The following is an 11,458-nucleotide window of genomic DNA, read 5'->3' as shown; positions in this document are numbered from 1 at the left end:
TCTTTACCGGATTCAACCATGTTCCCCCCGTTTTTGTGGGTCTAGTTTGAAGGTAAAGAACAAGGCTAGTTGCTCGAACTAGCCTTGTCCGTTTGCAGCTTCAACGTATTTTACTTATCTGGTACAGTGATTTCGCCTTTAACGATTTTTTGCTTGTATTCTTCAGCCAGTTTCAAAACGTCTTCAGGAACGTTTTTAGTGGAAGTGGAAGCCAAGCCTACACCGTCTTCAGCCAGACCGAGCCATTTGATTTTTCCGCCCTCGAATTTACCTTCAGTCAGGTCTTTGGAAACGAGGTATACTGCTTCATCAACGCGTTTTACCATGGAAGTCAAAGTGATTTCATCACCGAATGTCAGGGATTGGTCTTTGTCAACACCGATTACCCATACATCTTGACCTTTAGCTTTGCGGTCTTTTGCTTCGTTAAATACGCCATCACCAGTTCCGCCGGAAGCGTGGAAGATGATGTCAGCACCTTGGCCATAAATTGAGGATGCAGTGGATTTACCAACATCTGGTTTGTCAAATGCACCTGTGTATACTTTGATTACTTGAACGCTAGGATCTACTGCTTTCACACCAGCTTCAAAGCCCAATTCGAAACGTTTGATTACAGGGATTTCAACACCACCCACGAAACCAACTTTTTTCGATTTGGACATTTTCGCAGCTACTACTCCAGCGAGGAAAGAACCTTCGTGCTCTTTGAAGAGAACGGATTCAACGTTAGGTGCGTCAACTTCTGCGTCGATGATCGCAAGTTTAGAATCTGGATTTTCAGTAGCCACTTTTTTCAGGTGGTCACCCATCAAGAAACCGATACCCCAAGTCAGATCCCATTTGTCTTTTACAAATTGAGTCAGGTTTGGTACGTACTCAGCATCACTTGTGGATTGCAGGTAGTTTACATTGTCTTGTGGGAGATTCAGATCTTTTTGCAGTTTTTGCAGACCTTCCCAAGCACTCTGGTTGAAGGAGTTATCGTTTACCCCACCAACGTCAGTAACCATACCGACTTTAATAGTTGGAGCGGAACCAGTTGCTCCTCCGTTTGCACCAGTTTGACCTTGAGGTTGTGCTTCTTTGCTACCGCAACCAGCCAAAACGAGAGACAGGCTAAGAGTTGCTACAGAAAGCACGGATAGAACTTTCTTCATCTGAGAATACCCCCTGTTTATTGTAGAATGAAATTGTTGAGTGAGGTTGCCCCCACGGTTACAACCGTCTTCGCATGACGTGGAAGTGAAATTTGTCAGCCCTGAAGTAATTGTGGGAGTAAAGCACCGGCCGTTCACTTTCGTCATAATGAATCTGCTTCAGCAAGAGCAGAGGTGTAGATTTATCACAGTGTAGCAGATTGGAAACCTTTTCATTGTAGCCCATGGGTTCAATCTCTGCGATAGCATAAGCGATTCTTACACCAGTCACACTCTCCAGCCACTTGAAGATAGACTCTCCACCTGCGGCATAGCCTTTAGGTACCAGATGAGCAGGGATACGGTCAACACAATAAACCACTGGCTCTCCATCTGCCGTCCGAATGCGTTCTACCATCAGTACGCCTTCGCCCGGATTTAAAGAAAGTCGTTTTCTCTCTTCTTCTGCAGACTCGCCAAAGGATGTCTTCAGGATCATCGTTCCCGCCGTATATCCTTGACGCTCAATTGCATCCGTCACACTAAAGAGTTCCCCAATTCCCCCGGAAAAAACAGGCTTGGAATTGATAAAGGTGCCTACTCCGTGTCTACGAATGACAATTTTCTCCTCTTCAAGAAGACGAAGTGCCTCGCGAAGTGTTGCCCTGCTTACCCCTAACTGCTTGGACAGCTCGGCTTCGGAAGGGAGGCGTTCTCCTGAACGTAGCTGCCCCGATTCGATATCACTTTTGATTTTATCCATAACCAAAAGGCAAAGTGATCGAACATTCCCTTTGATGCTCATTGTCATTCACTCCTGCTGTCCTTTAGCCATCCCAACAGGTAGGACGTCAGACCTCTGATTCGTATGAGACGTGATAACAACAATTTCCTTCAATCTCTAAGAATTTTAACCTAGGGGCGAGTATCATGCAAGCCAAATATTTATGAATAAAAGTGCACATTCATAAAAAGATGCATGACTACTCGCCTACTAGAAAAAAAATTTTACTTAACCGCTTCTTTCACTACGAAATATTGCTTTCGATAGACGGTCGTGGCAAGCGAACCTCCCGTGGCTTGCTGCCCTCATAAGGGCCCACTACCCCTCTTGCTTCCATCATGTCAATCAATCTTGCCGCACGAGTATACCCTACACGCAAACGCCGCTGCAAAAGTGATGCAGACGCTGTCTGCGCTTCGGAAACAATCTGTACAGCCTGGTCGTACAACTCATCGTCAACTGCTTGAGGCTGTTCTTCCTGTACTTCTCCTGGAATCATTTCTTCGTTGTAGCGGGCTTCCTGCTGTTCTTTTACAAAACGAACTACTTCTTCAACTTCCTTGTCGGATACAAATGCCCCTTGGACACGAACTGGTTTGGAAGCACCCATTGGCAGCGAGAGCATATCCCCTCGACCTAACAATTTTTCTGCTCCGCCCATATCCAAAATGGTCCGGGAATCCGCCATCGAGGACACGCCAAATGCGATACGGGATGGAATGTTGGCTTTGATGACACCTGTGATGACATCAACCGACGGACGTTGTGTCGCAATAATCAAATGGATACCAGATGCGCGAGCCATTTGGGCGAGACGGCAGATCGCGTCTTCAACCTCGCCAGGTGCTACCATCATCAAGTCGGCAAGCTCATCGACAATGACTACAATATAAGGCAAAGGTGTACCTTCGACCTGGGAGTTGTACATTTCAATATTACGGCTACCGGTTTTGGCAAATAAATTATATCTGCGCTCCATCTCGGCCACAACTTTTTTCAGTGCGACAGAGGCACGCCGAGGATCAGTCACGACCGGAGCCAGCAAATGAGGGATCCCGTTATACACATTCAACTCAACCATTTTCGGGTCAACCATCATTAGCTTGACTTCTTCGGGCTTGGCTTTGAACAGGATACTCATGATGAGTCCATTAATACAAACAGACTTCCCGCTACCCGTTGCTCCCGCTACTAAAAGGTGAGGCATTTTCGTCAAATCAGCCACAATCGGCTCGCCCGAGATATCTCGTCCAAGTGCTACCGTCAGCTTTCCCGGTGCATCCTGATACTCAGGAGCCTCCAAAACTTCACGCAAAGAAACAACTGCCACCTCTGAATTCGGTACCTCAATCCCGATCGCCGATTTTCCTGGAATCGGTGCTTCGATCCGGATGTCTTTGGCTGCCAGAGCGAGTGCCAGGTCATCGGTCAAGCTTACAATCCGACTTACTTTGACACCTGTAGCAGGCTGCACCTCGTAACGGGTAACCGCTGGTCCTCGATGAACCTCGGACACCGTGGCATTCACTCCAAAGCTTTTTAATGTTTGCACCAGCTTCGCAGCGTTGGACGTATGGTCCACATCTTTTCCCGTGTTTCCTCCCCGAGGACGCGAAAGCATTTGCAGGCTAGGTAGCTCGTAAGGAATAACTGGCTGTCCTGGATCCGTCTCGAGTGTGCCTAATATCTCCTCATCCCCCTCCAAAGCAAACACGATTTCCTGACTTGCTTTTGGAGCTGTCGGGGTTGATACTGACTTTTGCTCATTCTCAACGGACGGTTCCTCCTCATCCATCGCTATCCTGTCAGCAAAATCGCGGATCACTGGTATGACAGGAGTTTGCGAAGAGTCGTCCTCATCTGAGTAAGCATGCTGGGATGGGGGGTCTTTTAATGCCTTGACTGGCATCGCACGTTTTTCTTCCTCCTGTTTTTGCTTGCGGGCTTCCTGCGTGTCCTTCTGCTCCTGCTTCCGTTTCTCACTTTCCTCTTGCAGCAGCTGAACAGAATCTTTTACCGTATCCTTTGCCTTACCGTACATTTGCGCTATTTTGTCTCTTAGGAACATTAGGATGTTCACATAGGACAGATTGAACATAAACATCAGACCGACCAAGAACAGGAATACGATGATCAGACCAGTACCGATCGTCCCTACCAATCCGTTACAAACAGCAAACACGAGGGCACCAAGCATGCCACCGCCAACACCCGTGGTCGATACTTTCTGACTGTGGTCAAGCCAAAGTCGATCCCACGTCACTCGGACAATACTTTGCTCAGCAAATTTCCCGTCAGCAGTAATTTGCTTGAAGAGCATCATATGATCCCACGTAAAAATACCAACAGCAATTAATACGATTCCGAGTACGCGATACGTAAGGCGCGGTGCTTTACGGGTAAACATCATATGTACGGCCATTCCGATCAAGAGCACAGGAATGATAAAGTCCCAGGACCCGGCGATAAAGCGGAATACAAAGGCTAGGACATTTTTGCCCAGCCACCCACTCTCCAACAGGCCGATTAAGGATAAGACAATAATCAGAAGTCCCAGCAGCTCTATTTTGACAACTGAGGCCAATGCCGCTTGCGACTTCTCTCGTTTTCTCCTACTCAATGGCACGCCTCCTCCTTGTGTTAACACACTTATGTACCCAAAATGGTAAAAAGGCAGCCGTCTGCTGTTCGGCTGCTGTTCGTACCCATCTAGTATAACACAGGAAATTCATAGAAATACAGGACTTCTTAGACTAGCCATTCCGGCTGAAAACGAACTTTTTGTCCCGGAGCATAGTGCGGCTTTAAATAGTCTTGCGGGTCAGGACTAATGAGTCGTACGATCCGTCCCTCAAACGGTCCAGTCTGTTCAACAAGCATAGTGGCATGGCCGTTTACGATCTCTTTCAGCTCCTGTTTTTCGACCTGCTCCATACCCTCAAACACAGTTTCTGTGGGGATGATGGAATACAAGATCATTGCAAGACCTCCTCTTCCCCTTTTCTGGCTTTCTCGATCAACTCATTCAGCTTTTTCAGCGCTTTGCCCAAGCCGCCAACTTCATCTATCAAGCCGTATTTCACCGCATCTACCCCGATGACATTCGTACCGATATCGCGCGTTAATTCTCCAGTGCGTGTCATCAATTCACGGAATTTCTCCTCGGTAATGTCGGAGTGGCGAGCGATAAAGCTGACTACCCGGTCCTGCATTTTATCCAAATACTCAAATGTCTGCGGAACTCCAATGACAAGTCCTGTCAATCGTATCGGATGGATCGTCATCGTTGCTGTTTCTGCAATAAACGAAAAATTTCCTGATACTGCGATTGGAACCCCTATACTATGCCCTCCGCCAAGTACCAGAGTAACAACCGGCTTGGATAGCGAAGCAACCATTTCAGCAATTGCCAAACCTGCTTCTACATCCCCTCCCACCGTGTTTAGTATCACGAGAACCCCTTCAATTTTGCTATTTTGCTCAGCAGCTACGAGTTGGGGGATGAGATGCTCGTATTTGGTTGTTTTGTTTTGTGGCGGTAGTTGAATATGACCTTCTACTTGCCCAATGATGCTCATGCAATAAATATTGCTCTCCAGCTGTGGTACGTTTGTTTGACCCAATTGGGTAATAGAGTCTAACAGTTTCTTCTTAGAATCCTCCGAAGCAGGGGCTTCCGCAGGCGGTTCTGCTGCCGGCTCCTGCTCTTCTGCCGCAGAAAGCAGCGGTGTAGAGCTTTTCCTATTATTCAATTGCGAACTCGCAAAAGGCGGCCGATTTAAGAAATCGGTAAATTGTTGCTTGGACATGGATGATCCTCCCTCGCTTTCCTCTGTAGTATGGTTAAGGAAAAGGGAAAAAATGCACCGATCTATCACAAGAGTTAAGTGAAAAAGCAGGTTGCGCAAATCTCAGCAGCTTGAGCAATCCGACTATTCCATGGATGTATTCATATAAAGCTTACGACTCTTTTCTTTTCTACAGCAGGAAATAAACTCCTTCCGCGTCACGTGGTCTTTCCTTTTCACATTTAACTCCTAATTGATTATTTAGGTATAGTTACTATAATCTAATTATAACTAATTATATTTAATTATAACTAAACATAGTTTTGGAGGAACTCAGATGGAATTTGAAAAACAATTGGACCATTCACATACACGTGACGATTTACTTGCTTTTATTGAAAATATGATTTTGGAGCTCAAGCAAGATCCTGAGAAGCAAAAAAACGAGAGCTTGTTTGCCTTGCTCAACTCCATGGCTGCCTGGCTTGAAAAATCAAATGTAGCCGAGACTCCTTCTCACGTTGACTTTTCCAGGATTTTGCACGCTTCTAACTATTTTAAATAGTCTCTTTATGAGTACCCCTTTTAGCCAAAACCATACAGGTGCATCACATTAAAAAAGGAGTCGCAAACCTTTAAGCAAGGTTTAACGACTCCTTTTCAATTCGCTTACGCTTATACTTCCATGATGATAGGAAGGATCATTGGACGACGACGCGTCTGTTCGTACAGATAACGACCCAGCGCCTCTTTTACATTATTTTTCAGAGAGGACCATTCATTCACATTTTCTTCCATGCATTTGACAAGTGTTTGGGTCACTATGCGATTCGCCTCGTCCAACAGTTCCTCCGATTCACGCACATAAACGAAACCGCGGGAAATGATGTCTGGACCAGACAAAATCGTGCCATTTTGTTTGCTGAGTGTAACAACAACTACCAGAATTCCATCTTGAGATAGTAATTTACGATCTCGAAGCACGATATTTCCTACATCCCCAACACCCAGGCCATCAATCAAGACATTGCCTGCATGAACCTTGGGACCATAACGGGCTTTGCCTCCTGCGATTTCCACCGTATCGCCGTTGTCCAGCAAGAAGATGTTCTCTTCAGGAATACCCACTTGTTCACCAAGCAGCGAATGTGTTTTCAGCATACGATATTCGCCATGGATGGGGATAAAGTATTTAGGCTTCATGAGATTCAGCATGAGACGCAGTTCTTCCTGGCTGCCATGACCGGAGACGTGGACGGTTCCGTTTGGTCCATGGCCGCCATAAATGACGTCAGCGCCAATTCGTGATAATTGGTCAATCGTACGGGCTACGTATTTTTCATTCCCTGGAATAGGGGTAGCCGCAATAATAACAGTGTCGCCTGGAAGGATGTCAATTTTCCGATGGGCGGATCGGGCCATACGAGTGAGCGCAGACATTGGCTCTCCTTGGCTTCCAGTAGACAGAATGACTACCTGCTCTGCAGGCAGCTTATTGATTTCATCGATTTCCACAATCAGCCCTTCTGGGACTAAAAGATAGCCAAGATCGCGGCTGATGTTGATGACATTTTGCATACTTCTTCCGACCACAGTCAGTTTCCGGTTAAACTGAGCTGCTGCATCTACTACCTGCTGAATCCGATGAACGTTGGATGCGAAGGTAGAAACGACAATGCGTCCAGTCGCCTTCGAGAAGACATCCTTGATGGCAATGCCTACAGAACGCTCAGATCCCGTAAATCCGGGACGCTCAGCATTGGTACTGTCCGAAAGTAGGCATAATACACCACGGTCGCCAATCATCGCCATTTTAGCCAAATCAGCTACTTGATTGTTTACCGGCGTCTGATCAAACTTGAAGTCACCCGTATGAACAACGTAGCCTTCCGCTGTTTCAACACAAACCCCTACACAATCAGGGATGCTATGATTCACGCGGAAAAACGTCGCTTTCATTTTGCCGAGAACGATCTCCGAATCACTGTTGATCAACACGCGCTTGGTATCGTTTAGAATGCCCGCTTCCTTTAATTTTGCATCAATCAAACCAAGGGTGAGTTTTGTTGCATAAACAGGAACGTTCAAGTGCTTCAGCACATAACTTAGTCCACCGATGTGGTCTTCGTGTCCATGCGTAATAATAATACCCCGAACCTTGTCCCGATGCTCCTCCAGATAGGTAATATCTGGAATCACCATATCAATTCCCAGCATTTCCTCCTCCGGGAATTTCAATCCGGCATCAATAACGACGATGTCATCGTCGCATTGCACCACGTACATATTTTTCCCAATTTCGCCAACTCCGCCCAGGGCAAAAATGAGAACAGAGTGATTCGATTTTGCCAAAACGTGTAACCTCCTATATTTAGTTGTCATGTCCACTCAAATAAACCGCCCCAAATCACTTACTATCATTATACCCGAAGTGAAAACCTTAACACAAGGAAAAAGAGCCATCCCCGCAGGAATGGCTCTTTTTCTTTCTATCCAGTTAAACAAGCAAGGAATGAACAAACGCTTTTTCTTCGTCGTTTAGTTCAACCAGCGGCAGGCGAACACCGCCTGTTTCGATGCCCAGCTTTTGCAAAGCCACTTTTGTAGGACCAGGGCTCGGATAAGCGAAAAGTCCTTCAAATACGGGCATCAGCTTGCGGTGCAGGCTCGCAGCTGCGGCGTGGTTTCCAGCTAGGAATGAATGTATCATTTCGGTCATATCACGGCCAACTACATGGCTCGCTACACTGACGATCCCTACTCCACCAATCGCCAGAGCTGGCAAAGTCAAGCTGTCATCCCCACTGTACAGTTCAAAGCCCTCTGGAGCATACTCGATGATCTGAGCCATCTGAGACAGGTTACCAGAAGCTTCCTTGACGCATACCACGTTCGGCAGCTCAGCGAGTCTCAGGGTCGTTTGCGCAGTGATATTTACCGCAGAACGTCCTGGAACGTTGTACAGCATGACTGGCAAATCAGTCGACGCAGCAATTCCTTTAAAATGCGCGTAAAGACCTTCTTGCGATGGTCGACTGTAGTATGGTGCCACGACCATTATGGCATCTACGCCTGTTTCCTGCGCTGCCTTCGAAAATTCAATACTCGAAGCTGTGTCATTGCTGCCTGTTCCAGCGATAATATGGCATTTTCCTTTTGCATAGGAGACCACATGCTTGAACAGTGCTAGCTTTTCGGCGCCTGACAGGGTTGGTGATTCACCTGTTGTTCCAGAGATGACAATCCCTTCGCTGCCCGTCGCCACCAAATGATCAATGAGGCGCTCTGTTTTATCATAATCAATCTGTAATTGATCATCAAATGGCGTTACCATAGCGGTAACCAGTCGGCCAAATCGTGCCACTGCCTCTACAACTCCTCTTATCGTGATCAGTAAGCATGATCTCTAGACTATGCTTTTCGATCACATATGGTGTACATGCAGCTTAAACTGATGGTGAAGCGCTCGAACCGCCTTGACCATGTCCATCTCATGCACAAGTACCCAAATGGTCGTATGGGAGTCTGCCGATTGAAGAATTTGGATATCTTCTTGTGTTAAAGCCTCTACGATTTGTGCCATTACACCTGGCACACCCGTCATCCCTGCTCCAATCACCGATACTTTTGCACAATGAGGCAATAACTGAGGCTCATAATCCAGCTCAGTCAAAAGCCCTGCTGCTTTGGAGGCCATTTCATCATGTACAGTATAAGCGACACCCAGTGGATTCACATTGATAAAATCAACACTGATATTATTCGTCGCCATGGTTTTAAAAACTTGCAGCTGTGTATCGTAGTACCCTTCCTTGTTAGCGACTTTAATCTGGGTGATATTAGGTACATGGGCAATCCCCATAACAACGCGATCATGAACCGAATACTCTAGTTTTCCGATTTCGTGCATCGTGGTAACCAGAGTACCGGGGTCGTCCGAAAACGTGGAACGAACGCGAATTGGTACGTTAGCCTGCATCGCAATTTCCACGGCCCTGGGGTGAATTACCTTCGCCCCCAGATGTGCCATATTGCAAATCTCCGTGTACGTTACCATGGAAAGAGGCTGCGCTTCCTCCACAATTCTCGGGTCAGCAGTCATAATGCCCTCAACGTCGGTGAAAATATCAACCATTTCAGCTTGCAGGGCAACCCCTAGAGCGGTTGCAGTTGTATCACTGCCACCGCGGCCCAGAGTCGTAATCTCCCATTCGGCTGTTCTGCCCTGAAAGCCTGGAACGATTACGACATGGCCCGCTTCTAAGTCCTGTAGAATGCGGCTTGGATCAATCGAAGTGATTTGCGCGTTGGAAAAATCATCACTCGTGATAATATTTGCCTGACCACCTGTTAAGATCGTCGCTTTGATCCCGCGTGCATGCAACATGCTGCACATGACAGTCGCTGAAATGATTTCACCGGTATGCATGAGCATATCCGTTTCTCGACTTGGCAGTTGATGTCCGTTACTGCGTACTAACTGTAAGAGTGTATCGGTGGCATAGGGATCGCCTTTCCGTCCCATTGCCGATACGACAACGACTAGGGCGTAGCCTTCATCGATCGCTTTTTCCATATGGTAGATTGCCCTCATCCGGCAATCTTCCGTCGTCAAGGAAGAACCACCGAACTTCTGGACGAGAATCTTCACAAACCTCTCCCCTATGCTCTTGCTTTGATGAGTTCTTCTGCGATTTGCACCGTATTCCATGCCGCACCTTTGAGAAGGTTGTCAGAAACGATCCACATATGCAGCCCGCGAGGATGGTGGAGATCGCGTCGCACCCGGCCTACAAATATGTCGAGCTTGCCGGTTGCGTCAGTAGCAAGCGGATAGCGTTGCTCTTCGGGCACGTCTACCAATACGACACCCGGAGCATTTTCCAGCAGAGCTTTTACTTCTGCCAAATCATAGTCCTGTTTCAATTCAACATAAACGGATTCGCTGTGTCCATAGACGACCGGAATGCGCACACATGTAGCAGAAACCAACACGTTATCATCATTGAAGATTTTTTTCGTTTCGTTAATCATTTTCATTTCTTCATAAGTAAATCCGTTTTCAGTAAATACATCAATTTGCGGAATCGCGTTAAAGGCAATTTGATGATGAACAGGCTGTGATCCGACAGGAAGGATCTTGCATTCTGCTTCTTTGCCATCCAGGACGTCACGGCTTTGAGTCAACAGCTCATTAATCGCAGATTGACCTGCCCCTGATACTGCCTGATAGGTGGAAACGATAATTCGGTCTATACCAAAACGATCATACAAGGGTTTCAGAGCGGCTACCATCTGAATTGTCGAGCAATTCGGATTCGCAATGATTCCTTTATTTGCAAGCGCAGCATCCATGTTTACTTCCGGAACCACCAATGGAACCTCAGGGTCCATACGGAATGCACTGGTGTTGTCGATGACGACTGCACCGTGACGTACAGCGTGGTGAGCAAGTTCCTTACTGATGGACCCACCAGCACTAAACAGGGCATAATCAACTCCGGCAAAGCTCTCAGGCGTCGCTTCCTCCAGTACAATTTCTTGTCCTTTAAACGTCACTGTCTTACCAGCAGAACGTCCAGATGCAAGCAGCTTGAGTTGTTTGATCGGAAAATTGCGCTCTTCAAGAATTCGAATCATTTGCTGTCCGACAGCGCCAGTAGCGCCTACTACAGCGACATTATAAGTCAGTTGGTTAGCCATCTCTTACTCTCCTCCTAATCGCGAAAAGCAGGTTAATTGTTTTT

10 protein-coding genes are annotated in these 11,458 nt (G+C 46.9%); 1 reads left to right on the top strand and 9 read right to left on the bottom strand.

Annotated features, from left to right (window positions below):
- Positions 1-110 precede the first annotated feature (110 nt).
- The 5 genes from C3B52_RS10380 to C3B52_RS10360 all read right to left on the bottom strand — a co-directional run bounded on the left by C3B52_RS10380 (position 111) and on the right by C3B52_RS10360 (position 5,732).
- Entirely contained in the window at positions 111-1,160 is a 1,050-nt protein-coding gene (locus C3B52_RS10380; RefSeq protein WP_103106009.1) for a BMP family lipoprotein, read from the bottom strand.
- 58 nt (positions 1,161-1,218) lie between these two features.
- On the bottom strand, positions 1,219-1,944 hold the full coding sequence (locus tag C3B52_RS10375; RefSeq protein WP_103106008.1) for a GntR family transcriptional regulator: 726 nt from the start codon (positions 1,942-1,944) through the stop codon (positions 1,219-1,221).
- A 223-nt stretch (positions 1,945-2,167) separates the two neighbouring features.
- On the bottom strand, positions 2,168-4,549 hold the full coding sequence (locus C3B52_RS10370; RefSeq protein WP_103106007.1) for an FtsK/SpoIIIE family DNA translocase: 2,382 nt from the start codon (positions 4,547-4,549) through the stop codon (positions 2,168-2,170).
- 122 nt (positions 4,550-4,671) lie between these two features.
- Positions 4,672-4,902: a YlzJ-like family protein gene (locus C3B52_RS10365; protein ID WP_103106006.1), complete on the bottom strand. Its 231-nt coding sequence runs from the start codon at positions 4,900-4,902 to the stop codon at positions 4,672-4,674.
- On the bottom strand, positions 4,899-5,732 hold the full coding sequence (locus C3B52_RS10360) for a ClpP family protease (RefSeq protein ID WP_103106005.1): 834 nt from the start codon (positions 5,730-5,732) through the stop codon (positions 4,899-4,901). The genes C3B52_RS10365 and C3B52_RS10360 overlap by 4 nt, the downstream gene beginning before the upstream one ends.
- Positions 5,733-6,048: 316 nt before the next feature.
- Between C3B52_RS10360 and C3B52_RS10355 the strand changes: the two genes are divergently transcribed.
- Positions 6,049-6,276: a DUF7660 family protein gene (locus C3B52_RS10355; RefSeq protein ID WP_103106004.1), complete on the top strand. Its 228-nt coding sequence runs from the start codon at positions 6,049-6,051 to the stop codon at positions 6,274-6,276.
- Between the two features lie 110 nt (positions 6,277-6,386).
- On the opposite strand, the gene C3B52_RS10350 is transcribed toward C3B52_RS10355, so the two are convergent.
- From C3B52_RS10350 to C3B52_RS10335, 4 genes are all read right to left on the bottom strand, one after another.
- Positions 6,387-8,093 carry a ribonuclease J gene (locus C3B52_RS10350; RefSeq protein ID WP_235615661.1) on the bottom strand — a complete coding sequence of 569 codons (1,707 nt, stop codon included), beginning with the start codon at positions 8,091-8,093 and terminating at the stop codon, positions 6,387-6,389.
- Between the two features lie 115 nt (positions 8,094-8,208).
- A complete protein-coding gene (gene dapA / locus C3B52_RS10345; RefSeq protein ID WP_103106002.1) occupies positions 8,209-9,075 on the bottom strand; it encodes a 4-hydroxy-tetrahydrodipicolinate synthase in 867 nt (288 codons plus the stop codon).
- A 60-nt stretch (positions 9,076-9,135) separates the two neighbouring features.
- On the bottom strand, positions 9,136-10,362 hold the full coding sequence (gene dapG / locus C3B52_RS10340) for an aspartate kinase (protein ID WP_103106001.1): 1,227 nt from the start codon (positions 10,360-10,362) through the stop codon (positions 9,136-9,138).
- Positions 10,363-10,373: 11 nt separating this feature from the next.
- Complete coding sequence (locus C3B52_RS10335) at positions 10,374-11,414, bottom strand: aspartate-semialdehyde dehydrogenase (RefSeq protein ID WP_103106000.1); 1,041 nt, start codon at positions 11,412-11,414, stop codon at positions 10,374-10,376.
- Positions 11,415-11,458: the final 44 nt, after the last annotated feature.

The sequence above is a fragment of the Brevibacillus reuszeri genome (assembly GCF_002897295.1).
In the GTDB taxonomy this organism is placed as follows: domain Bacteria; phylum Bacillota; class Bacilli; order Brevibacillales; family Brevibacillaceae; genus Brevibacillus; species Brevibacillus reuszeri_A.
The sequence above is the reverse complement of the archived record's forward strand: the minus strand, read 5'-3'. Positions and strand labels throughout refer to the sequence as shown.

Coding starts and splice junctions, on each gene's coding strand:
- C3B52_RS10360 (WP_103106005.1), bottom strand. CDS start 5,732: ATGTCCAAGCAACAATTTACCGATTTCTTAAATCGGCCGCCTTTTGCG.
- C3B52_RS10355 (WP_103106004.1), top strand. CDS start 6,049: ATGGAATTTGAAAAACAATTGGACCATTCACATACACGTGACGATTTA.
- C3B52_RS10365 (WP_103106006.1), bottom strand. CDS start 4,902: ATGATCTTGTATTCCATCATCCCCACAGAAACTGTGTTTGAGGGTATG.
- C3B52_RS10375 (WP_103106008.1), bottom strand. CDS start 1,944: ATGAGCATCAAAGGGAATGTTCGATCACTTTGCCTTTTGGTTATGGAT.
- C3B52_RS10380 (WP_103106009.1), bottom strand. CDS start 1,160: ATGAAGAAAGTTCTATCCGTGCTTTCTGTAGCAACTCTTAGCCTGTCT.
- C3B52_RS10335 (WP_103106000.1), bottom strand. CDS start 11,414: ATGGCTAACCAACTGACTTATAATGTCGCTGTAGTAGGCGCTACTGGC.
- C3B52_RS10350 (WP_235615661.1), bottom strand. CDS start 8,093: ATGACAACTAAATATAGGAGGTTACACGTTTTGGCAAAATCGAATCAC.